This is a genomic window from Vibrio sp. 10N (assembly GCF_036245475.1).
Classification (GTDB): domain Bacteria; phylum Pseudomonadota; class Gammaproteobacteria; order Enterobacterales; family Vibrionaceae; genus Vibrio.
Genome location: NZ_BTPM01000001.1, coordinates 300,541 through 324,229, shown reverse-complemented (window position 1 = coordinate 324,229; position 23,689 = coordinate 300,541). Strand labels below are relative to the sequence as shown.

Below are 23,689 nucleotides of genomic sequence, written 5' to 3'. Positions count from 1 at the left end.
GTCAATTTTACTCAACGCAACAGATTCATTACTAAACAATAGCTGATTAGCTGCGCTGTGCAATAATCGCATCAGCCACATTCTTTGGAGTCTCAGCGTATTCGCTAAATTCCATCGAGTATGACGCACGACCTTGGGTCGCACTACGCAAGTCAGTTGCGTAACCAAACATCTCAGAGAGCGGTACTTGTGCACGGATGATCTTAAGGCCTGCGTGGCCGTCATCCATACCTTCGATCATGCCGCGGCGACGGTTAAGGTCACCAACAACATCACCCATCCAATCTTCTGGAGTCGTTACTTCAACTTTCATCATTGGCTCAAGCAGAACAGGTTGTGCTTCAAGCGCACCTTTTCTGAAGGCCATCGAGCCGGCGATCTTAAACGCCATCTCGCTAGAGTCGACATCATGGTAAGAGCCGTCATACAGTGTTGCTTTGACATCCAGTACAGGATAGCCAGCAAGCACACCGTTGTTCATCTGCTCTTCGATACCTTTCGATACCGAGCTGATGTATTCCTTAGGAACCACACCACCCACGATCTCGTCAACGAACACAAACCCTTCACCCGCTTCAGATGGCTCAAGCTTAAGCCATACGTGACCATATTGACCACGACCACCTGATTGGCGAACAAATTTGCCTTCAACTTCTGTGCTGCCGCGAATCGTTTCGCGGTAAGCAACCTGAGGTTTACCCACGTTACAATCAACACTGAATTCACGCTTCATACGGTCAACGATGATGTCTAGGTGAAGCTCACCCATACCTGAAATTAGCGTTTGGCCAGTTTCGTCATCGGTTTCCACACGGAACGACGGGTCTTCTGCAGCTAGTTTACCTAGCGCAATACCCATTTTCTCTTGGTCAGCTTGAGAGCGAGGCTCTACCGCGATCTGAATAACTGGTTCAGGGAATTCCATGCGTTCTAGAATCACTTTGTGGTTCTGGTCACACAGGGTATCACCTGTCGTTACGTCTTTCAGACCAATCGCTGCTGCGATGTCACCCGCACGAACTTCTTTTACTTCTTCGCGCTTGTTCGAGTGCATCTGAACGATACGGCCAAAGCGTTCACGCTTTTGCTTCACTGAGTTATAAACGGCATCACCCGAGTTTACGACACCTGAGTAAACGCGCATAAACGCAAGGGTGCCTACAAACGGGTCGGTTGCAATCTTAAATGCAAGTGCAGCGAACGGTTCGTTGTCGTCAGCATGACGCTCTACTTCGTTCTCATCGTCGTCGATACCTTTAATCGCAGGTACGTCTACTGGAGAAGGAAGATATTCGATAACCGCGTCTAGTACCGCTTGCACACCTTTGTTCTTAAATGCACTACCACATGTTGCGAGTACAATTTCGTTATTTAGTGTACGAGTACGCAGACCCGCCTTGATTTCAGCTTCCGTTAGTTCGCCTTCTTCAAGGTATTTATCCATCAACTCTTCGCTTGCTTCCGCAGCGGCTTCAACCATGTTGTTGCGCCACTCTTCAGCTTCATCTTGCAGTTCTGCTGGAATCTCTTCGTATGTGAAGGTCATGCCTTGATCGGCATCGTTCCAGTTGATTGCTTTCATCTTGATAAGGTCGATGACACCTTTGAACTCATCTTCTGCACCAATGTTCAATTGGATTGGAACTGGGTTCGCACCAAGACGATTTTTAATTTGGTCCACAACGCGTAGGAAGTCTGCGCCTGCACGGTCCATCTTGTTCACAAATACCATACGTGGAACGTGATATTTATCAGCTTGACGCCATACAGTTTCAGACTGAGGTTCAACACCTGATGAGCCACAGAATACAACCACTGCACCATCAAGCACACGCAAAGAACGCTCTACTTCGATAGTAAAGTCAACGTGTCCAGGGGTATCAATGATGTTTACGCGATGATCTTGGAATTGTGCTTCCATACCACGCCAGAAGGTAGTAGTCGCAGCAGATGTGATAGTGATACCACGCTCTTGCTCCTGCTCCATCCAGTCCATGGTTGCAGCACCATCGTGAACTTCGCCGATTTTGTGAGAAAGGCCAGTGTAGAACAGAATACGCTCACTTGTGGTTGTTTTACCTGCATCTACGTGAGCAACGATACCGATATTACGATAGCGCTCAATAGGAGTTTTACGAGCCACGATTGTATCCTCTTACTAAGGTTAACCTTAGAGTATAGAAAAGTGCTGCGAGAGAACCTCGCAGCACTGAAAAGGTATTACCAGCGGTAATGAGCAAACGCTTTGTTAGCGTCAGCCATGCGGTGAACGTCTTCACGTTTCTTAACCGCAGTACCTTTGTTCTCAGACGCGTCTAGCATTTCAGCAGCTAGGCGTTGAGCCATAGATTTTTCACCACGCTTACGCGCAGCTTCAACCAACCAACGCATAGCAAGTGCGTTACGGCGAACCGGACGAACTTCTACAGGTACTTGGTAAGTTGAACCACCTACACGGCGAGATTTAACCTCTACCGCTGGGCGAACATTTTCAAGAGCTTCTTCAAATACAGCTAAGTGGTCTTTGCCAGACTTCTCAGCCATAGTTTCTAGTGCACCGTAAACGATTTTTTCAGCAGTTGATTTCTTACCGTCAACCATTACGATGTTTACAAATTTTGCCAGCAGCTCAGATTTGAACTTTGGATCTGGAAGGATCTTACGCTGACCAATTACGCGACGACGTGGCATGGAATTTCTCCGTTGTCTTATTCTTCAGGTTATCCAAAACTTTACAGTTTCTTCAAAAATTAAAATTTTAATTTTAGTGTTTGGCCTTACTTAACGCTTCTCTTTATAAAAAGAAGGGCATTAAGACTTAGGACGCTTCACACCGTACTTAGAACGACCTTGTTTACGGTCATTTACGCCAGCACAGTCAAGTGCGCCGCGAACAGTGTGGTAACGTACACCCGGAAGGTCTTTAACACGACCGCCACGGATTAGAACAACACTGTGCTCTTGAAGGTTGTGACCTTCACCACCGATGTACGAAGTTACTTCGAAGCCGTTCGTTAGACGAACACGACATACTTTACGAAGTGCTGAGTTAGGTTTTTTTGGTGTAGTAGTGTAAACACGAGTACATACACCACGTTTTTGTGGGCACGCTTCTAGTGCAGGCACGTTGCTTTTAACAACTTGCTTTGCACGAGGCTTACGTACCAACTGGTTAATAGTTGCCATTAACTAGCTCCTGATTTACTTGAAAGTAAGCTTTGTGAAAAATCTAGCCCCAATCACCAATGGCAATTAGGGACGCAAAATTCTATGCAGCAGTGAGAGGTGTGTCAAGAAATATACAGATCTTTTTTGGAATATGCGTATCTCAGTATCGATGACTAAGACATAAGAAAGAGGATTAGTCCCAAGTTGTGCTGGCGATGTGATGTTCAGTTAGCTCTACAAAGCCTTTAAAATCGGTCACTTGCAAAGACTCCTTACCCTCTTTCACTAAGCCACGCGCGTCCATATCTTGTTCTAGAAAGTAGCACTGCCACTCTTGAGTCGTATCAACACTCATTGCCAGGTAACACGCACTCTCGACAAAAAGGACGTCATCCCCTTTTTTTAGGTATGCCTTGGCCTGTTGGAAGCCTACTTCGCTTTTAATAATGTGCAGCATGGTAATCCTAGAAGGTTAATACTTTATGACACTGGTTGAGTTCATCGGCAATAGCCGCCGCTGGAAGAGTTTGAGCAGAGATGAGCAGCTCTTCTTCCGTTAAGTGATAACGCTGCAGGCTTTGCTCACAGATAAACACTTGCTCTATGTCGTAAAGGTCCATCAGTTTGAATGCACTGATGTAGTCTCTCGATAGAATCGACTGAGTCTGTTGCCCTTTGCGCAGCTGATTTACACCATCGCCGACAAAGAACACTTTGATGTCCTCAGTGAACGCTGACGTGGCAAGCAGCGCATCGAGTCCTTCTCGACCTGCTGCACTCGCATGCGGTAGTGAGTTAAATACAAAGGCTAACGTTGTCAAAACTGCACCACCCTATCTTGTGTAAGCATCGCGCTCGCTAGGCTACCCAGACCGGCTTGCTCAAAGCCTGCACCAAGGTTGTCAGCATCGCGCTGATGTTGCGATGCCTCATCGCTTCCCAATACGCCACGGCGCAAAGAAGCCGCGACACACGTTTCAAGACGAACACTATGCTCAACCGCAAGAGATTGCCATGCAGCAACCAGATCAAATTCATCGTTGGCTGGCACGGTCAAACGAGAGGCGTTGTGGACGCCGTCTTGATAGAAGAACACGCTGACCAGTTTGTGTCCTTTTGCTATCAGCGCATTGGCAAACTGGTATGCATTGCGCGCGGACTGGCTACCATATACTGAGCCGTTGACGACTAGGCTATAGGTCAGTGCAGACAATTACTCGTCCTCAGTCTTACGCTGGCGAATATAGAGGTAGACCGTATGCTTAGAGATATTCAGTCTATCGGCTACGCGGTTGATCGCGTCTTTGATATCAAAGATACCTTTGTCGTAAAGCTCCATCACAATCTGACGGTTCTTGGTGTTGTTCGACACAGACTTGTCGGCATTGATGTCTTCGATTGTACGCTCAACGGTTTGGTCGACTAGCTCTTCCACATCACTTGCAAAGTTAACCGATGAAGCGGCATCTTTTGCCTCTTGCGTAGGCATGAAAGATTGTAAGATCTGAGAGAACGGTGCATCAAGGTTCACGTTGATACACAGCAGACCAATCACGCGATTGTCACCATTGCGAATAGCAATAGTGATCGACTTCATCAACACGCCACCTTTGGCACGGGTAAAGTAAGAGCGAGAGAAGTTACGCTCAGAGCCTTCGATGTCTTTCAACATTTTCAGCGCTAAATCCGTGATAGGTGAGCCTACCTGACGGCCGGTGTTTTCACCGTTAGCAATTTTCACTGCCGAGGTGTTTAGCGACTCTAGTGAGTGCAATACGATTTCACAAAACGGTCCGATCAAGCTCGCAAGCCCATCTACTACCGCTTCATAGGATTGTAAGATGATTTTATCGTGCTCACTGAATGGCGCCACATCGACGGACTCCATTTCGAGCAGCTCATCTGGGTTGGTAATTTCAGTCACAGTCATTGGACCCTAAAGAGAAAAAATACTTTAAAAAAATTAACGTAAGTTTATCAGAAAATTTGAGGGCTACCCTATGTATGTCACGAACTAGTGATTTAGGGCAAAAAAAGGGCGTTATTTTGTCATCCCAAACTCCTATCACCATAAAAAAAGCTCACCGAAGTGAGCTTTTTTCGTGACTAATCAAGCATTACTGAGTGGCTTGAGTGTCATCACCTTCAATTTTCAGTAGCTCAACTTCGAATACCAATGTTGAGTTTGCTGGAATGGTTGGAGTGTCTTGCTCACCGTATGCTAGCTCTGGCGGGATCACAAACTTGTACTTAGAACCCACTTTCATTAGCTGAACACCTTCAGTCCAACCTGGAATAACACGATTCAGTGGGAACGTCGCTGGTTCACCACGATCGTAAGAGCTGTCGAACTGAGTACCGTCGATTAACGTACCCTTGTAGTGAACTTGAACAGTGTCAGTGTCTTTTGGTTGTGCGCCAGTACCTTCAGTCTCAACTTGGTAAAGAAGACCAGATTCTGTTGCAGTGACACCTTCTTGCTTAGCAAACTCTGTACGGAACTCTTCACCCGCCTTCATAGCTGCCGCCGCTTTTTCAGCCGCTTGCTTTTGCATGGTTTCAGCAACGCGCTTGTCTAGACCCTCAAGCGCCGCACGGATCTCTTCTTCGCTTAGCTCTGCATTACCCGCAAACGCTTGTTCGATACCTTTTAGTACCAACTCTTTTTTAAGTTCGATACCGAACTCAGCTGGCTTCTCGATGCTTGTGCTTAGGTAGTTCGCGAAAGAGACACCAATCGCGTAAGCTGCTTTGTCATCTTCTGTTTTAAAGTGAACCGCTTTGCCTGTCTCAGCTTGAACTTGCTCTTGCGCTGCTGGCTCTACTTTTGGTTCTTCTTCTTTTTGACAACCGACTGCCAACATAACTGTCGCAGCAAGCAGCGACACTTTAAATAGTGATTTCATTTATTTCTCCAATGATGGACTTCTTGTAGACTTAATCGCTAGCCATGCTTTGAAGATCTGTTTTATCAGCATGTGTAACTAACTAAATCTAGTAACTATTTTCTACTAGCTCAAACTATAAATATACTAGCTTAAACTCAATACTCAACGTGGAATAACAGTAATGATGCGAATAATATCTCATTCTGGGCTGTGGCTAATTGTCATCGGCTTGTTAAATGGCTGCTTATTCTCCACCGAGTCTGAGCAGCGCTGGGAACTTGCTCTTGAGGGCACAACCGCCATAGCGCTTAGCCGTGACGCCCGATTTGCTTTGCTTTATTCCAAGCAGCAACACCTTCAGCTTTGGGATCTCGAGCAAAATAAAATCCTATCTCGCTTGGGTATTCAAGATCCCGACGAGAACATCATTTCCCTTATCCGCTTTAGCGATAATGGCCGCTTCGCCATCACCGCAACCCAAACCAACTTTGCGATTTGGGATTTGGCTTGGTCACAATCAACCGGTCTTTGGTCTGTCGCTGACGGGCTTATCCAAGATATTGCCCTAGGTAACAGCGGAGACGAAGTATTAATCGGCCTTAGCAACGGTAAAGCAATATTCATCGATTTAGTCACTGGAAGGCGGCTAGAGTTCCTTGCTCACGTTGAAAAAGTTAATTCTGTTGCTTTATCCCCAAATGGGAAATACGCCCTTTCAGGAGGAAATGATCATAATGGCTATTTTTGGAGTACCGAGTCTGGACAAATCTTGCAAAGGTTTGAGCATTTACAACGAGTCGGTACCGTTGAGCTGCAGCGCGATGGCCGCTATGCCCTAACTTCGGATACCGGCAATGATGCCATCATTTGGGATTTACAAACCGGCGATAAAGTCAGTGAGTTAAGTACCTGGACCCGTCAGCTTATTTTCTCTTCAGCACGATTTTCTGATGATGGTAAGCTACTCGTCACCGGCTCCCCTTCCTCTCGACTCATGGTGTGGAACACCGAAACGGGTAAGCGATTGGAAGGCTACGAAGTGGAACTACTAAAAGATGTTCGCCCACCACGGGGAGTAGTGTATGATGCCGCCTTTGAGAGCAACCAGCGCGTGCTTTCTGCCTCGTCAGCTGGCGTCATCCAAGCTTGGAAAATTAGTGAGTGACATTATGAGTAATAAAGAGATTCAAGCTCTCGAAGAGAGAATTAATGATATGGAGTGCAAAATGGCATTCCAAGAGCAGACCATCGAAGAGCTTAATGATGCGCTGACTCAACAACAGCTGCTTATCAGCAAGATGCAAGATCAGATGAAATATGTAGTTGGCAAAGTGAAAAACATGGATACCTCAAACTTGGCGGATCCATCGGAAGAGACACCGCCTCCCCACTATTAAGGCACTCTGCATCGAGCGATTTAATCGCTTAGCGAGTTACAGATAAAACAAAGCCCCAGTCTTATGCTGCAACGTAGTTCATTTAAGAGGAGCTGCGTTGCGATTAACAGGGTATCGGGTTTTTGATATTTTTACCGCCCTAGGCCGATTTGGCTTAGGGCGTTTGTCTATAAAGAGGATGGATAGGTCGCCTCGAAGGCTCTTTAAGCGTTTCGGCGTGTTACCTAAGGATACCGCTTTACTCATCACTTTGAGCTGGCTGGCTATAAATTGGCAAGCATACTTAAAACTTATTTCATTAGGTAAGCGCCCGTGTTCAACTGCGGCTTGACTAGCTTCTCGTCTCACCAAGTTATAACCAAGTAGCAGTCCCCATAGCTCTTGATAGACGAGATCGACTGTTTTGCTTCTCAACACTAAAGCGTTATGTTGCATCGAACTCTTGATATCACGATAACCTAATTCTATCTCCCACCTTTCATGATAAAGCTCTGCCACGGATTGAGCGTCATACTTGTCTCTAGGAAGAGAGGTAAACACCGTCTTGGATTTACCTTGGACCTCGTAAGTGACCGCCCTGACTGTCCATTTCTCAGGAAGATTAGGGTTCTTCTTACGAGCCTGTGGAGAGGTCTTCATCTCTACTAGCATGTCACTGCTTTCTTTATCGTCCAGTAGGGTATATTTGACTCCTTTCTTTGCAGGGAGAAGCCAATGTCTATTTATTCCACTGTTGTGAAGAGAAAGTAGTAAATCTGCTCCATAAAACCCTTTATCCAGTAATGTCACAGAGTTGTCTGGTAAAGCGTTGATGAAGGGCATCGCTAGAGGGATTTCACCTCGGCGATACGGGCTTATCGCTGCATCAACGATGACATGAGAGCGAACATTCATCATTGTCACAACCCTCAATACTGGATGAGGTGTTTGCCTGTTGCTAGACGTATTACCAGAGCCAAAATGTTCTCTTAATTCGGGTGTGTCAGCTGTTCTAAAAAGAGCACCATCTACAGCAAAAACCTGTAGGCCTTGCCAAGTATCATCAGGGTATCGCTCAAGCCCCCATGTTTTTCCGCATTGCTTAAACAGCCATTCTGGTGCTGCTTTACCTAAGCGCTGTCTTGCTTGGGTTAAAGCGCTCTTTGCCAACAGTTCTTCATCAGCAAGGCCATCAGCACAGACGTTCATTCTCCGTGCGACTTCGGCAATGGGTTCATTACGGAAAAAAGCCATACCAACAATTAACCACAAAACCATATCACTCGGTAGTCGGCGTCGACGGATTGTCGCTTTATCAGACAGAGAGGCTGCTTTAGCGACCCACTCATCAGGAATATGTTCAGAGAATGTGGTGAGCTGAGCTACATCGACAGGGTTTTCTTCGAGGAAGTCGGCAAAGAAGTTTTGAATAGACATAAAAAAATCGGAAACCTATAAACAGGTTTCCGATTGTCTCTCATCAGAAGGATCGGTCAACCGATCCTTATCTGATCTACATTGCAGTCTTATGCTGGGGCTTTGTCGTTATTAGAATGCGAATTAAAGCGCGCGTTGACGAACCGCTTCAAATAGGCAGATACCCGATGCCACTGACACATTCAGGCTCGATACCGCACCCGCCATTGGGATCTTGATTAGGTCATCACAGGTTTCACGCGTTAGACGACGCATACCGTCACCTTCTGCCCCCATGACTACCGCAAGAGAGCCAGACAGCTTCGCTTGATAGATATCGTGCGTCGCTTCACCTGCTGTACCTACAATCCAGATGCCCTTCTCTTGCAGCGCACGCATGGTACGCGCCAAGTTGGTCACACGGATAAGGGGCACTGTCTCTGCTGCTCCACACGCTACCTTACTTACCGTTGCAGTCATTGGTGCAGAGCGATCTTTAGGTACGATAACCGCCGCCACACCCGCCGCATCTGCATTACGCAAGCAAGCGCCAAGGTTATGCGGATCGGTAACACCATCAAGAATAAGCAGTAGCGGCTGTTCATGCTGCGCTAGTACATCATCAAGATCGTTTTCATTAAGCTGCTTGGCCGGTTTTACCTTAGCGATGATGCCTTGGTGGTTAGCGCCGCTGGCTTTGTCATCTAGTGTTTTGCGGTTCATCTGCTGAATCGACACACCAATTTGGTTAAGTTCGTTCAGCAGCGGCATCAAGCGATCGTCTTGACGCCCTTTTAGTACATAGGCTTCCACAAAGCGCACTGGGTCTTTTTCAAGAACGGCTTTAATCGCGTGGATACCGTAAATAAATTCATTACTCATGGAATAATCCTGAATTCGTTATTTCTTCTTCGCTTTGCCGCGAGCCTTGTTTTGGCGCGCTTTATTGCTGCGAGATTTGGTTGCTTTGGACTTCTTACGTTTATGAGGAAGTACATCCTCTTCTTGTCCATCTGGGCGTTTGGTGGCTTCGACCATTGGCTTCGCGGCTTTCGGGCTGCGCTTGCCTCTGACTTCTGCGACACGCTGTTTGGCTTTGGCTTTTTTCTTCTCAGCTTCTGCCATGCGTTTTTTCGCCGTTTTTCCTTTGCCGCGTAGCTTACGACTTGTTTCGACTAATTCAAAGTCTATTTGCTTATCATCGAGGTTAACCGACAGCACTTTGACTTTAACGGCGTCGCCTAAACGGTAAATCGCACCAAAGCTTTCACCGATAAGTCTCTGACCAATAGGGTCAAACTGATAGTAGTCGTTCGCCAGTGACGAAATATGCACTAGGCCATCGATGTGCAGTTCTGTTAAACGCACAAAGAAGCCAAAGCCAGTCACATTGGCAATCACGCCATCGAGTTCTTCACCTACGTGGTCTTGCATGTACTCACACTTGAGCCAGTCTGCCACATCACGAGTTGCGTCGTCGGCGCGGCGCTCGGTCATGGAACACTGCTCGCCGTAGTAATCCATATCGTCAAACGAGTAGTGGTAACCACCGGTTGGCGTCCAGCGGTCGGTATTACGACCTTCTTGTTTGGCAATGAGGTACTTGATTGCTCGGTGCAGCAGCAAATCTGGATAACGACGAATTGGCGAGGTAAAGTGCGCGTAGCGTTTTAGCGCCAAGCCAAAGTGCCCCGCGTTATCTGCGTTGTAAACTGCCTGTTTCATAGAGCGCAGCAGCATAGTTTGAATCAGCTCTTTATCCTGACGTTCACCAATCTTTTTGATCAGCTCAGCATAATCGGTCGGCGACGGCTCAAGACCGCCGGATAGATCTAGGCCTAGCTCACCAAGGAAGTCTCTAAAGCCTTGCAGTCTCTCTTCACCCGGAGTTTCGTGCACTCGGTAAAGTGATGGCTCTTTAGCTTTCTCAACCAAAGAAGCAGAAGCAATGTTCGCCAGGATCATACATTCTTCGATGATCTTGTGTGCATCATTGCGAACCACAGGTTCGATGCGGTCGATCTTACGGTCGGCATTGAAAATAAACTTAGTTTCAACCGTTTCAAACTCAATCGCACCACGATTATCACGTGCACGCTTGAGCACTTGATACATGTTGTGCAACTCATGAAGATGAGGAACCACAGCGCTGTAACGCTCACGTAGCTCTTCGCTGCCTTCTAGAATGTCGCTCACCTTGTTGTAAGTCAGGCGCGCGTGAGAGTTCATTACCGCTTCGTAGTGTTTATAGCCCGACAGCTTACCGGTCTCAGAGATGGTCATTTCACACACCATACACAAGCGATCCACTTGTGGGTTAAGTGAACAAAGACCATTAGACAGCACCTCTGGAAGCATAGGCACAACCTGAGATGGGAAATACACTGAGTTACCACGTACGATCGCTTCTTTGTCGAGTGGCGTGTTTGGACGAACATAGTAGCTAACATCTGCAATCGCTACCCACAAACGCCAGCCACCGCTTTTCTTGCGTTCACAGTAAACCGCATCATCAAAGTCTCGTGCGTCTTCGCCATCGATAGTGACTAGCGGGAGTTCACGTAGATCAACACGCCCTTCTTTAGCCTCTTCAGGCACGAACTCGCCGAACTGCTTCACTTGCTTTTCGACTTCTTCAGGCCACTCATGAGGAATTTGATGAGTGCGAATAGCAATTTGTGTTTCCATACCCGGCGCCATATTCTCACCCAGTACTTCAACCACTTGTCCCATCATGCCACGGGAGCGACTGCCGCGATCGGTCACTTCAACCACGACCACATTACCCATACGTGCACCGCCTCGGTGCTCATTAGGGATCAGGATATCTTGGCTAATGCGGGAATCATCCGCCACAACATAGGCATAACCGTATTCCATGAAGAAACGACCAACAACCTGCGTCTTACGTTCCTCAAGCACGCGAACTAATCGGCCTTCTTTGCGGCCTCGCTTATCGGTACCGGATGGCTGAACCAATACGAAGTCACCATGCAGCAAGGTACGCATTTGATGATGTGGCAATAGCACATCATTGTCTTTATTCATGCTCCCTTCAGGTCGAACCCAGCCATGGCCATCTTTATGACCAATGACGTAGCCTTTGATCATTTCGAGCTTGTCTGGCAAGGCGTAGCATTGACGTCGAGTAAACACCAACTGGCCGTCACGCTCCATCGCACGCAGTCGACGACGCAAGCCTTCATACTGCTCTTCACCAGACAGACCCAAGGCTTCAAACAGATCGTTTCTGTTCATTGGGACATTAACGCTTTCTAGGAAGTCAGAGATGAACTCTCGGCTTGGGATGGGGTTTTCGTAGTTCTCAGACTCTCTTGCAGCAAAAGGGTCGTCTACTTTTATATCGCTAGGCTTTTTCGACATCGTCAGACCTATATTTTAGGAGGGATAGGTCGATTATAACTGACGCAGCAGATAAGCTACAGAATTGCTTTAGCTTTCTGTATCTAATTCATCGGATAGATGATGGGCTCAGATTACCAAAATGCCGTGCGACGCTTGGCACGAGCAATAATATTTTCCGGCATACGCTGCTCAAGGCCGCGTCTTAACATGGAAATACGCTTGTGTTTGCGACCATCTGGTGTGACCGAATTGTACAGCCAACGATAGGCGTCTTCGTAGTCTAGTGGACTGCCGTAATCTCGCAGCAGAAGCTCGGCTAATTGGATGCGGGCGTCGATGTTGCCCATAGAGGCCGCTTCACGGAAATATGGGATCGCACGCTCTTTATCTTGCTGTACGAAGGTACCTTTTGAGTAGTATCGACCCAATTGCTCAAGCGCAACAGGTAGGCCTTGATGAGCGGCATTTTCCATGTAGTAGAGACCAAGATCCACATCTTGAGGGACACATACTCCCCAAGCCAACATGTCACCATAGAGGAATTCATAAGAAGGCAGACTGATGCGCGTGGCACGCGCCATGATATCTTCAACAAGCTGACAATTGTCCTCTTTGACGCGAGCAAGATGGCGGTTCTCTTCGATCAAACCAATCAGTTCGTCTTCTGAGTAGATCGGGATCGGGGCACCTAGCTCCTTACTCTGTACTGATTTCACAGAGCCAAGTAGCGCCATGCAAACAAGTGCTGCCAGTTTGTGTCGCTTAATCACTTTTTCCTGCTCCTCATACTTAACGTCTGCCCACTGTACAAAACTCATCAATGGTCTCATTTTTATCGGCAGCCGTCCGCCACGCTTTAGGAAAAACGGCAATATTTTGCCACTTTTCTTGTCTTCACAGACAAAGCCGTCAAATACTTGGCACAAGATCACAGTATGAAAAGTGAGAGGGTAAATTGCAGGCAAAAAAAAGCCAGCGAAGTATCGCTGGCTTGGAGTCTTTAGAGACCGATTAAGATTCGAATGGGTGAACCTTAATGATTGTCTCGTTACGGTCAGGACCGGTAGAAATGATGTCTACTGGTACACCCGTTAGATCTTCAATGCGCTTGATGTAGTCTAGTGCTGCTTGAGGAAGCTGCTCAATAGACGTTGCACCAAATGTAGTCTCAGACCAACCTGGCATTGTTTCGTAAATAGGTGTCGCTTGTTCAAATGACTCAGCAGCCATTGGCGATACTTCTAGGATAGAGCCGTCTTTCATCTTGTAACCAGTACAGATTTTTAGCTCTTCCAGACCGTCTAGTACGTCTAGCTTAGTTAGACAGAAACCAGAGATTGAGTTGATTTGGATTGCACGGCGCATTGCCACAGCATCGAACCAACCAGTACGACGTAGACGACCAGTTGTTGCGCCGAACTCGTGGCCAACAGTACCTAGGTGCTTACCAATTGGGTCTTGCTTGTCTACACCGTCGTAAAGTTCTGTCGGGAATGGACCTGAACCTACGCGAGTACAGTACGCCTTAGTGATACCAAGGATGTAACCAATGTGACGAGGACCAAAACCAGAACCTGCTGCAACACCACCTGCTGTTGTGTTAGAAGAGGTTACGTACGGGTAAGTACCGTGGTCGATATCAAGCAGTGTACCTTGAGCGCCTTCAAACATGATCTTGTCGCCACGCTTGCGTGCTGCGTCAAGTTCGTCAGTTACATCGATAACCATTGAAGTTAGTAGATCTGCATAACCCATGCATTGCTCTAGTACTTCTTCGTAGCTAACGGTGTCAGCTTTGTAGAAGTGCTCTAGTTGGAAGTTATGGAATTCCATTACTTCTTTTAGCTTCTCTGCAAAGACTTCTTTGTCAAATAGGTCACCAACGCGTAGACCGCGACGCGCTACTTTATCTTCGTACGCTGGACCGATGCCACGACCGGTTGTACCAATCGCTTTCTTGCCACGAGCGATTTCACGCGCTTGGTCGATAGCGATGTGGTAAGGAAGAATTAGAGGACAAGCTTCAGAAACGAAAAGACGTTCACGTACTGGAATGCCGCGCTCTTCTAGAGGCTTCATTTCTTTAATTAGAGCTTCAGGAGAAAGAACAACACCGTTACCGATAACGCACTTGATGTTGTCGCGAAGAATACCTGATGGAATCAAATGAAGAACGGTTTTTTCACCGTCAATGACTAGAGTGTGGCCTGCATTGTGACCGCCTTGGTAGCGAACCACGTATTTTGCATCTTCAGTTAAAAGGTCTACGATTTTACCTTTACCTTCGTCACCCCATTGGGTGCCCAGAACGACTACGTTATTTCCCATCTTTCCAATCTGATTGCTAGTTAAAAAAGGATTCTAGCACCGAAATCACAATTATGCAGTCATTTTTTAAGCATAAAACCGTCATACAGCGATAAGTAGCTGATGCTGATTAATAAAAAGTCAACGTTTGTGTCTAATTTAGCAGCATAATCGTGATCACAGCCCCGGCGACGACGAGACATCCACCCACTCGGCGAATTTGCTCATCGGGCTGTTGTGCCAATTGCAATACCATGCTTCTCCAGCCTTTAGGGGCAAGTAATGGACCCAACCCCTCCACTACTAACACTAAACCTAATGCAATCCAAATTGACTCAGACATTTTCTGTTCTCCAAAAAGATAGGGCTCCCGCAGGAGCCCTATTGTATCAACTAGTGATTGGTTATTTAGCCGTAGCGCCGTTCATGTCGTTCATGTAACGGAAGAACTCGCTGTTCGGGTCTAGAACCAAGATGTCACTCTTATCTGAGAAAGAGGTTTTGTATGCACTCAGCGAACGCAAGAAACTGAAGAATTCAGGATCTTTGTTGTACGCCGCCGAGTAAATAGCCGCCGCTTCTGCGTCCGCACCACCTCGTGTAACACGAGCTGTTTTGTCCGCTTCCGCTAATAGCGTCGCTACTTCTAGCTCGGCTTGTGCACGGATAACTTCTGCTTTCTCGCGACCTTGAGAACGGTGTCTACGCGCTACAGATTCACGCTCAGCACGCATACGACGATAAATCGACTCACTGATCTCATCCGGTAGGTTGATTTTCTTAATTCGGAAATCAACAACACGAACGCCCAAGTCAGTCATTGCACTCTCACGCGTATCGTTCAATACGTTGACCATGATCTTGTCACGCTCACCATCGATTTCTAGCGCTTGGCGTGCAGCTTCAGTAGTCACCTCTTCACTATCAGCGCTGTCTGGTAGTACATCGACGTTACGTGGACCTGAAACGATTTGCTTGATTTCACGCGCACCAATTTCAGAGCGAAGTACGTCAGTCACTTTACGTTCAAGTAGCGCTTCTGCCGTCAGCGCATTACCGCCCCCTGTTGCCAAGTAGTATTGACGGAAATCTTCAATCTTCCACTTAACGTAGGTGTTAATGATTACGTCTTTTTTCTCAGACGTTACGAAACGGTCACCACGGCCGTCCATAGTCTGAATACGCGCATCTAGCGTCTTCACACGGTCGAACAGTGGCATTTTGAAGTGCAAGCCTGGCTCGTAGATACGAGACACATTGTTGTCATCACTCAGTACACGACCGAATCGAATTACGATTCCTCGCTCACCTTCTGGGATAACGAACAAAGACATCAGCATCAATGCTAAGGCAACGACTAATACTGGTATCATCAATTTACGCATGATTAGTATCTCCCTTGACGAGTCGTGTTATTGCGCGAGTTGCTGCTATTAGACGAGTCGGTAGTCACTGGATCCAACTGGATCTCTTCATAAACTGAGGTTTCTTTCGGTTTACGTGACTTCGACGTACCCTCTTGACCAGCTAACTTGTCAATTGGAAGATATAGAAGATTACCGCTCGACTCAGAGTCGATAAGCACTTTCGAGGTGCTAGAGTACACTTCTTCCATCGTATCTAGGTACAAACGATTACGCGTTACTTCTGGTGCCGCTTGGTATTCAGGTAGCAGTTTTTCGAACTGAGCTACTTGACCAAGCGCTTCATTAGTAATGCGCTCAGAATAACCTTGAGCTTCTTTCTTCAAACGCTCAGAGCGACCTGTCGCTTTCGGAATAACTTCGTTCTTGTACGCCTCTGCTTCACGAATGAAACGCTCTTCATCCTCACGAGCCGCAATCGCATCATCGAATGCATCTTTAACTTGCTCAGGCGGACGTGCCGACTGGAAGTTGACGTCAACGATAAATAAACCCATATCGTAGTTATCGATAATTTCGTTTAGCGTTTCTTGAGTGCTTTGACGGATTTGCTGACGACCACTGGTCAAAATGCTATCCATCAATGAGTCACCAATTACAGCACGAAGAGCAGAGTCGGTTGCTTGACTCAAGCTGTCATCTGCGTTGGTCACCACGTATAGGTATTTGTATGGTTCAGAGACACGGTATTGAACGTCCATTGAGACAGAAACAACGTTCTCGTCTTTAGTCAACATCGTACCAGAGGCGCGCAAAGAGCGAATCGCCTGAACGTTTACCGGTTCATACTCATCAATAAAGCGAGGACGCCAGTTCAGACCCGGATCAACAATGCGGTCAAACTTGCCTAAGCGAAGCACGACGCCACGCTCACCTTCGCTAATGGTGTAGAAGCCGGAAAAGAACCAAATGACTACTGCGATCAACGCAATTACGCCGAAGCCAATTGCACTACCGCCGCCGCCAATGGATGGGCCACCGCCACCACGCTTGCCAAATTTACCACCGATTTTTTGACTCAGCTTATTAAAGACTTCATCTAAATCAGGCGGTCCTTGATCACGGCCACCGCTATTTCGGTCACCTTGATTACGGTCTCCGCGATTGTTGTTCCCCCAAGGGTCCTTATCGCGGCCGTTATTTCCATTATTATTACCAGGCTCATTCCACGCCATTAGGAAGCTCCATCATTTAGTATGACGTTATACTGTAGCAGTCCTTTAAGTAACTATAAAGCCACTCAAAACTGCCCCTTCTCTTTTTTCAAGTCTAGACCAATCTACTTGTTGCATCCGAATATCAATCAACAAGTTACCTTCAGAATCATACTCTTCTCGTTGAATACAATTCATCTGGAAAAATGTGCTGCGAAAACGCCCTTGGTGCATGGGTGGAATTCGTAGCTGATACTGAACCATTTGGCTTGCTAAACGCTCTGTGAGCGCGTCGAACAGCAGTTCGATGCCTTGCCCTTCCATGGCAGAGACCCAAACGGTTCTCGGAATACCTTCGTCGTCACGTTCTATACGTGGACGCTGGCCATCTAGATTATCTATCTTGTTCATTACGACGAGAGTTGGCACCTCATGGGCGTCAATTTCTTCTAGCACGTCATGAACAGCTTGAATATTCTCACGAAAACGCTCATCACTGGCATCGACAACATGTAACAAAATGTCAGCTTCCTGCGTTTCTTGCAAGGTTGCCTTAAATGCAGCGACAAGATCATGCGGAAGATGACGGATAAATCCGACCGTGTCCGCTAAAATTGCCGAACCTACGTCCGCCAATTCAATCTTTCTTAGTGTGGGATCTAGGGTTGCGAATAGCTGGTCAGCTGCGTACACCCCAGCTTCAGTAATGCGGTTAAACAGTGTAGATTTGCCCGCATTGGTGTAGCCCACCAGGGAAATCGTTGGGATTTCGGCTCTACTTCTTGCACGTCTGCCCTGCTCACGTTGCTTGGCAACTTTCTCCAAGCGACGCAAAATCGCTTTGATGCGATCACGCAGCAATCGACGGTCAGTCTCCAGCTGGGTTTCGCCAGGACCACGCAGGCCAATACCACCTTTCTGCCTTTCAAGGTGCGTCCAACCTCGGATCAGCCTTGTCGAAATATGACGTAGCTGTGCTAGCTCAACTTGCAACTTACCTTCGTGGGTACGGGCTCGTTGGGCAAAAATGTCGAGGATCAGACCGGTACGATCCAACACTCGACATTTACACAGACTTTCAAGGTTACGCTCTTGGGCAGGGGAAAGGGCGTGATTAAAAATCACAATATCAGCACCGGTCAATTGCACCGTTTGTGCGATTTCTTGGGCTTTTCCTTCCCCTACGTAGTACTTAGGGTGAGGAGATTGTCTGCTTCCCGTTACAGTCTGTAACGCGTTAACACCTGCAGATGACACCAGCATTTCAAATTCGCTGAGATCTTCCCACTCACCTTCTTGCGTGAAGTTGATATGAACAAGTACAGCCTGTTCACCCGATTCATAACGGTCAAACAAGCGACCAACTCCTATTTAAATATCTGTTTTTAAGAGATTTATTATTAATCGTCAGATTTCTCTTGTTGACGGTCATTGCCAGGACGCTCACCACTGTGGTGGCTAACTGCACGGGCAGGAACAACCGTTGAAATCGCATGCTTATAAACCATTTGGTTTACTGTGTTTTTTAGAAGGATCACAAACTGATCAAACGATTCAATCTGACCTTGTAGCTTAATGCCATTCACTAGGTAGATAGAAACTGGGATACGCTCGCGACGTAGTGCATTTAGGAATGGGTCTTGAAGAGATTGCCCCTTAGCCATTTTTATTTTCCTTATATTAATATTGTAGTTTTAATTATTTAGCTATTGGTGCACTGCAATTTGGTGCTGCCTTTGCATCTGAGCTAAACCAATGAAATACCCCTTAGTTTTATAATCATAGAACAACAATTGTCTTTGAAAACAAAACTCAGTTCCTTTTTGGGTATTTCTACGCAAAAGCGCCCACATTATACACAGTTAACACCATCAGATGCTATGGCGTCTGTGAGAGTTTTCATTGAATCCTCAATGTGTTCGCTATCAAGCCAAACCAAATCATCCCAACTCCTTAACCAGGTGATTTGTCGTTTGGCCAATTGTCGAGTCGCGCAGATGCCGCGGAAAACCGCATCATCTAGCGTGCTCTCGCCATCTAAGTACTCCCACATCTGTCTGTAGCCGACACAACGGATCGACGGCAGATCTGGGTGAAGATCTTCACGAGCATATAACGCTTTGACTTCATCTTCAAAGCCTGCTTGTATCATTTTCTCGAAGCGCAATTCAATCCGTTTATGTAACAAAGCGCGATCTTTGGGCGCTACCGCAAATTGTTTAACGCGAAACGGCAGTGGTTCACCCTTGGTCTCAGTCAATTCTGTCAATGACTTACCAGAGATTCTATACACCTCTAGCGCACGCGACAAACGTTGTGGATCATTTGGATGAATCCTCTCTGCTGAGACAGGATCTATCTGCTTAAGTTCATTATGAAGTGCTTGCCAGCCCTTCTCCTGTGACTCTTTTTCAATTTGCGCTCGGATCTCAGGATTCGCGGCAGGCAGTGGAGATAAACCTTGAAGCAAAGCTTTGAAATAGAGCATGGTGCCCCCCACAAGCAGCGGGATCTTGCCTTCTGCGTGGATTTTAGCGATTTCATTCAGTGCATCGCGGCGGAAATCAGCCGCAGAGTACGACTCCGCGGGATCGAGAATATCAATCAGTCTGTGCGGTGCCAGTGCGAGCTCTTCGGCATCAGGCTTAGCCGTACCAATATCCATGCCTTTATAGATAAGCGCAGAGTCTACGCTGATAATCTCAACTGGATATTGCTGACGAAGACGAATCGCTAACTCAGTCTTACCAGAAGCGGTAGGACCCATTAAAAACAGAACTAGGGGTAATTGTTGGCTCATGATGAAAACGCTGCAATTGTGGCCGTAAAATCGACAGGGCGGACAAATTTAGGATCGCTCAAAGGTAGCTTACCGTCGTATAGCTGCTCAAGATTACCGAGTAACTGAACAGATTCAGATAAAGTGTAGCTACTTTTCACTTGCAGCACTTTTTTCGTTAACCATAAGCTTAAACGGCTTGGGTTGAGGTCTTGCTGCTCAAGGGTCGCCAAGTATGACAGCATTTCATCAATTAACAATTGCAAATTTTGCTGTCGTAAAGGTGCTGGCACCCCCATTACCATTAGCGCCTGTTTGTGACGAACAGTCAGGTCAATGCCAAAGCTAAGCAATAGAGCTTGGTGGGCCTCAGCGACTTGCTGCTGCTCCGCGTTGACTTTGAGTGACAATGGTACCAATAGTGGCTGCATCTTCAGCGGCTCGGCTTTCGGATCAAGCTGCGCAAACAGCTTATAGAATTCAGCTCGGCGCAGGGAGACCAAGGCACAGCATGGCTCAGCTTTCACTAGTACATAGGCTGCATCGGCCATCGTCACCGCTTTTCCTATGCGCTCAATGACCACATTGAGCGTTGGCGTATCTTGCTTTAACTCGGGCTCTTGAATGGGCGCTTCTTCAGGTAACGTCACATCAGGCGTTTGCATTAACGCTTGATAGACTCTGACCTCTTCCGCACTCGGCGCTTTATCTTGCGAGCGCGGCTGAGGTTTGGATGTGCCACGACTGGAACTCCATTCATTTCGAACATAAGGTTCTTCAACACGATTGTCACGGCTACCCTCTCGAGCGCTGTCACTGCGATCACGCTGAGAAGGTTCACTGCGTGGCTGGTAATCCGCACGGCCTGGATAAGCAGGAATGCTCTCAACAGCTTGAATCAACGACTCGGACACAGGGGAGTCCGCGACTGAAGATTGAGGCACGCTTGCTGATGGCATCGAGCTTTGCTCTGGTTCTTCACACTGAGCATGCAGAACCTCTTCTGACTCCACCACAGGTTCGCTATGACTGAACGCCGAGTTTGATGCTATTGGCGCATCAATGGATTTCGCCTGCACCAGTGCATCACTTAATGCCTGATAGATAAAATCATGCACCAATCTTGCCTGATGAAAACGCACCTCATGTTTGGCGGGGTGCACATTCACATCCACTTGATGCGGGTCGATATCAATAAATAACAGATAAGCGGCATACTGCTCGGGCGCCAAACTGCTTTCGTAACTTTGACGAATCGCATGATTGATGAGTTTATCCTTCATCATACGGCCATTCACATAGCAATATTGCAGATCGCTTTGGGCACGCGCCCCTTCTGGGGTCGTGATCCAACCGTGCAGCTTGAGATCATTATGCTCCAGTTCAATTTTCAGCATGTGCCGAACAAACGCAGCACCGCAGACGGCCGCAATGCGCTTTTCTAATTGAGGTTCGGTTTTTGCTGCGCGGTATTGGCGAACAAGTTTTCCGTTATGTTTGAGGTTTATAGAGACGTCAAACCGACTCAAAGCAATTCGCTTAAGCAGTTCATCAATATGATTAAACTCGGTTTTTTCGGTTCTCAAGAACTTACGGCGTGCAGGAGTATTGAAAAATAGATCCAACACTTCGAGCGTTGTACCAATTGGGTGCGCAGCAGGCTTAAGCTTAACCGCCATATCACGCCCCTCAGCATAGGCACTCCAAGCTTGCTGCTGAGTCGCGGGACGAGATGTGAGAGTCAGCCTTGCCACCGAACTAATACTCGCTAGCGCTTCCCCTCGAAAGCCCAAACTCATGATAGCTTCGAGATCATCAAGGGTGTGAATTTTCGAGGTCGCATGCCGACTCAACGCCAACTGCAACTCCTCTTTAGGAATACCCTTACCATTATCTCGAACTCGGATAAGCTTAGCGCCACCTTTCTCGATATCAATATCGATACGAGTCGCGCCGGAGTCTAAGCTGTTTTCGACCAGCTCTTTGACGACTGACGCTGGTCGCTCAACGACTTCACCCGCCGCGATTTGGTTCGCCAGTCTTGCGGGTAAGGTCTTAATCGTCACAATGCTTCTCCGAATAAATAAGTTGGAACATCGATTACTTGTGGGGGATCAACAATACTTGACCTACAGCTAAAGAGTCTGAACGCAGCTTGTTCGCATCACGAATGCTGCTGACACTCACACCATATCGGGCAGCAATTTTGCCCAAGTACTCTCCACGCTGAACCTTATGTTTACGCAAAGGCAGATCTTTTAAGCTAACGGTAATTTTTAGCTTTTGACCTAATTTAAGGACATCTGACTTTAAGCGGTTCTCCCGTTTAATGTCAGCGACCGACACTTTGTACTTACTCGCAACTTTACCCAAGTAATCACCCTTGACCACCGTATGAGTCAGCGTCTTCGTTTCAACGGTGTTCACTTTCGAACTCACTTGAATCGGCGCGCTACTTCCAGGGATAAGCAAAGTTTGCCCTACCGCCAAAGACGTACTCTTAAGGCTGTTGGCACTCTTAATCGCTGACACCGAAGAGCCGTATTTCTGTGCAATAACCGATAGAGATTCACCACGTTTAACAGTATGTTTGCGCTGCTGGCCACGGTTAGCAAACAATGTGCCTTCTGGTGGATTGGCTTCAAAATATTGCACAATCGCTTTTGCTAGCGCACGCGCTAACTTGTCTTGATGGCTTCGTGTCGTCAGCAAACGCTCTTCAGTGGGGTTGGAAATAAACCCGGTCTCGACCAATACCGACGGAATATCTGGCGACTTTAACACCGCAAGACTGGCATTGACGGGCTCCTTCTTATGCAGGTGCGCCACCTTGCCCATTTCTTTTAAGATCTTGGTCGCGACCTTATAGCCTTCTTTTTGGGAGTGACTGAACTGCAAATCAAGAAGCGTCTGACTTACATTTCTGTCATTGGTGTTTTTGGCCAGTACCTCTCCGGCACCGCCCAGCAGTTCTGACTGCTGTTCATGGTTTTCTACCCATCGGGCGATTTCAGTATTTGCTCGGCGAGTGTTCAATACGAACACAGACCCGCCTCGTGGCTGCGGCGTTCTAAACGCATCGGCGTGAACAGACACCAAAAGATGTGCGCCATTCTTACGCGCAATATTAGAACGCTTGTTAAGATTGACGAAATAGTCACCGCGACGAGTGAGTACTGCCTTCATTCCTGGAATTGCGTTAATTTGTGCGGCAAGCTTTTTCGACACGCTCAACGTGACATGCTTTTCGTACTTCTTGGTCGGGCCAATGGAGCCTGGATCTTCACCACCGTGTCCGGCGTCAATCGCCACCACGATATCGGCATTACCGCGCAACTGAGACGCATCGCGACTAACTTCGGTTTTGCTGCTTGGCGCACTTGGTGTTGCTTGGCTCGCGGCTTTACCGTGCGGTAAATCAATCACTAGCCGGTGACCATACTGCCCACCTGGCGTAGGGTTGAGTTTAAAAATTTGTGGGGTTGCCGACTTCTTTAGCTCAAACACCAGACGATAGGTGCCTTTACTCGGCGGTGAGCTCTTACGGATCTTACTCAGCACAGGGCTATCAGAGACGCCTATTGGCAACTTAGTATTAAGCGACGTATTTTTAAGGTCGACAACAATCCTCGTCGGCCCGCTCAACGAGAAGTAGCTGTAATCCGCTTCAGATTTAAGATCGATAACCACTCGTGTCTCGTCCGGTGACGGCCAAACACGAATCCCCTCTAACGCATTCGCTAGAGTGACGCTAGGAAACAGTAAACACAAAGGCAGCACGACTTTCATCATGCTGCTAAGAAAACGACTG

Annotated in this window: 23 protein-coding genes; 2 read left to right on the top strand and 21 right to left on the bottom strand. The window is 47.3% G+C overall.

The genetic code is table 11. The features are described 5' to 3' along the window. Nucleotides 1–46: 46 nt before the first annotated feature. From fusA to fkpA, 8 genes are all read right to left on the bottom strand, one after another. Nucleotides 47–2,143, bottom strand: a complete 2,097-nt coding sequence (gene fusA, locus AAA946_RS01600; RefSeq protein ID WP_038224544.1) for an elongation factor G — start codon at nucleotides 2,141–2,143, stop codon at nucleotides 47–49. A gap of 77 nt (nucleotides 2,144–2,220) precedes the next feature. Beyond that, nucleotides 2,221–2,691, bottom strand: coding sequence for a 30S ribosomal protein S7 (gene rpsG / locus AAA946_RS01595; protein ID WP_042478937.1), 471 nt, complete (start codon nucleotides 2,689–2,691; stop codon nucleotides 2,221–2,223). Nucleotides 2,692–2,811: 120 nt separating this feature from the next. Next, nucleotides 2,812–3,186, bottom strand: coding sequence for a 30S ribosomal protein S12 (gene rpsL, locus AAA946_RS01590; protein WP_004399892.1), 375 nt, complete (start codon nucleotides 3,184–3,186; stop codon nucleotides 2,812–2,814). Between the two features lie 175 nt (nucleotides 3,187–3,361). After that, nucleotides 3,362–3,625: a sulfurtransferase complex subunit TusB gene (tusB, locus tag AAA946_RS01585; RefSeq protein ID WP_338163371.1), complete on the bottom strand. Its 264-nt coding sequence runs from the start codon at nucleotides 3,623–3,625 to the stop codon at nucleotides 3,362–3,364. 7 nt (nucleotides 3,626–3,632) lie between these two features. After that, a complete protein-coding gene (gene tusC, locus AAA946_RS01580; protein WP_338163370.1) occupies nucleotides 3,633–3,989 on the bottom strand; it encodes a sulfurtransferase complex subunit TusC in 357 nt (118 codons plus the stop codon). After that, complete coding sequence (gene tusD / locus AAA946_RS01575; RefSeq protein ID WP_338163369.1) at nucleotides 3,986–4,381, bottom strand: sulfurtransferase complex subunit TusD; 396 nt, start codon at nucleotides 4,379–4,381, stop codon at nucleotides 3,986–3,988. The genes tusC and tusD overlap by 4 nt, the downstream gene beginning before the upstream one ends. Continuing rightward, nucleotides 4,382–5,098 carry a helix-turn-helix transcriptional regulator gene (locus AAA946_RS01570; protein WP_042503248.1) on the bottom strand — a complete coding sequence of 239 codons (717 nt, stop codon included), beginning with the start codon at nucleotides 5,096–5,098 and terminating at the stop codon, nucleotides 4,382–4,384. A 187-nt stretch (nucleotides 5,099–5,285) separates the two neighbouring features. Beyond that, entirely contained in the window at nucleotides 5,286–6,074 is a 789-nt protein-coding gene (gene fkpA / locus AAA946_RS01565; protein WP_338163368.1) for an FKBP-type peptidyl-prolyl cis-trans isomerase, read from the bottom strand. Nucleotides 6,075–6,240: 166 nt separating this feature from the next. On the opposite strand from fkpA, the gene AAA946_RS01560 reads away from it, so the two are divergent. Beyond that, a complete protein-coding gene (locus tag AAA946_RS01560; protein ID WP_338165750.1) occupies nucleotides 6,241–7,221 on the top strand; it encodes a WD40 repeat domain-containing protein in 981 nt (326 codons plus the stop codon). A 4-nt stretch (nucleotides 7,222–7,225) separates the two neighbouring features. Continuing rightward, nucleotides 7,226–7,453, top strand: coding sequence for a SlyX family protein (locus tag AAA946_RS01555; RefSeq protein ID WP_042478959.1), 228 nt, complete (start codon nucleotides 7,226–7,228; stop codon nucleotides 7,451–7,453). A gap of 78 nt (nucleotides 7,454–7,531) precedes the next feature. On the opposite strand, the gene AAA946_RS01550 is transcribed toward AAA946_RS01555, so the two are convergent. The 13 genes from AAA946_RS01550 to AAA946_RS01490 all read right to left on the bottom strand — a co-directional run bounded on the left by AAA946_RS01550 (nucleotide 7,532) and on the right by AAA946_RS01490 (nucleotide 23,670). Beyond that, nucleotides 7,532–8,869, bottom strand: coding sequence for an IS4 family transposase (locus tag AAA946_RS01550; protein ID WP_338163367.1), 1,338 nt, complete (start codon nucleotides 8,867–8,869; stop codon nucleotides 7,532–7,534). Nucleotides 8,870–8,992: 123 nt separating this feature from the next. Beyond that, nucleotides 8,993–9,730, bottom strand: coding sequence for a 23S rRNA (guanosine(2251)-2'-O)-methyltransferase RlmB (rlmB, locus tag AAA946_RS01545; protein WP_042478943.1), 738 nt, complete (start codon nucleotides 9,728–9,730; stop codon nucleotides 8,993–8,995). A gap of 18 nt (nucleotides 9,731–9,748) precedes the next feature. Beyond that, a complete protein-coding gene (gene rnr, locus AAA946_RS01540; RefSeq protein ID WP_338163366.1) occupies nucleotides 9,749–12,232 on the bottom strand; it encodes a ribonuclease R in 2,484 nt (827 codons plus the stop codon). 113 nt (nucleotides 12,233–12,345) lie between these two features. Next, nucleotides 12,346–13,032, bottom strand: a complete 687-nt coding sequence (gene motX / locus AAA946_RS01535) for a flagellar protein MotX (protein WP_445206046.1) — start codon at nucleotides 13,030–13,032, stop codon at nucleotides 12,346–12,348. 193 nt (nucleotides 13,033–13,225) lie between these two features. Beyond that, nucleotides 13,226–14,542 (bottom strand): adenylosuccinate synthase, encoded by a 1,317-nt coding sequence (locus AAA946_RS01530; protein ID WP_338163365.1) that lies wholly within the window; start codon nucleotides 14,540–14,542, stop codon nucleotides 13,226–13,228. A 133-nt stretch (nucleotides 14,543–14,675) separates the two neighbouring features. Next, complete coding sequence (locus AAA946_RS01525) at nucleotides 14,676–14,864, bottom strand: DUF2065 domain-containing protein (protein WP_338163364.1); 189 nt, start codon at nucleotides 14,862–14,864, stop codon at nucleotides 14,676–14,678. A 61-nt stretch (nucleotides 14,865–14,925) separates the two neighbouring features. Beyond that, nucleotides 14,926–15,906 (bottom strand): protease modulator HflC, encoded by a 981-nt coding sequence (gene hflC / locus AAA946_RS01520; protein ID WP_338163363.1) that lies wholly within the window; start codon nucleotides 15,904–15,906, stop codon nucleotides 14,926–14,928. A 2-nt stretch (nucleotides 15,907–15,908) separates the two neighbouring features. Further along, nucleotides 15,909–17,120, bottom strand: a complete 1,212-nt coding sequence (hflK, locus tag AAA946_RS01515; RefSeq protein WP_338163362.1) for an FtsH protease activity modulator HflK — start codon at nucleotides 17,118–17,120, stop codon at nucleotides 15,909–15,911. A 45-nt stretch (nucleotides 17,121–17,165) separates the two neighbouring features. Further along, complete coding sequence (hflX, locus tag AAA946_RS01510) at nucleotides 17,166–18,455, bottom strand: ribosome rescue GTPase HflX (RefSeq protein ID WP_338163361.1); 1,290 nt, start codon at nucleotides 18,453–18,455, stop codon at nucleotides 17,166–17,168. Nucleotides 18,456–18,499: 44 nt separating this feature from the next. Beyond that, nucleotides 18,500–18,763: an RNA chaperone Hfq gene (hfq, locus tag AAA946_RS01505; protein ID WP_338163360.1), complete on the bottom strand. Its 264-nt coding sequence runs from the start codon at nucleotides 18,761–18,763 to the stop codon at nucleotides 18,500–18,502. A 188-nt stretch (nucleotides 18,764–18,951) separates the two neighbouring features. Then, complete coding sequence (gene miaA / locus AAA946_RS01500) at nucleotides 18,952–19,899, bottom strand: tRNA (adenosine(37)-N6)-dimethylallyltransferase MiaA (RefSeq protein WP_338163359.1); 948 nt, start codon at nucleotides 19,897–19,899, stop codon at nucleotides 18,952–18,954. Beyond that, the gene (gene mutL / locus AAA946_RS01495; RefSeq protein WP_338163358.1) at nucleotides 19,896–21,944 is read right to left on the bottom strand and encodes a DNA mismatch repair endonuclease MutL; all 2,049 of its coding nucleotides are present in this window, start codon (nucleotides 21,942–21,944) and stop codon (nucleotides 19,896–19,898) included. The genes miaA and mutL overlap by 4 nt, the downstream gene beginning before the upstream one ends. Before the next feature lie 34 nt (nucleotides 21,945–21,978). Beyond that, entirely contained in the window at nucleotides 21,979–23,670 is a 1,692-nt protein-coding gene (locus tag AAA946_RS01490) for an N-acetylmuramoyl-L-alanine amidase (RefSeq protein ID WP_338165748.1), read from the bottom strand. Nucleotides 23,671–23,689: the final 19 nt, after the last annotated feature.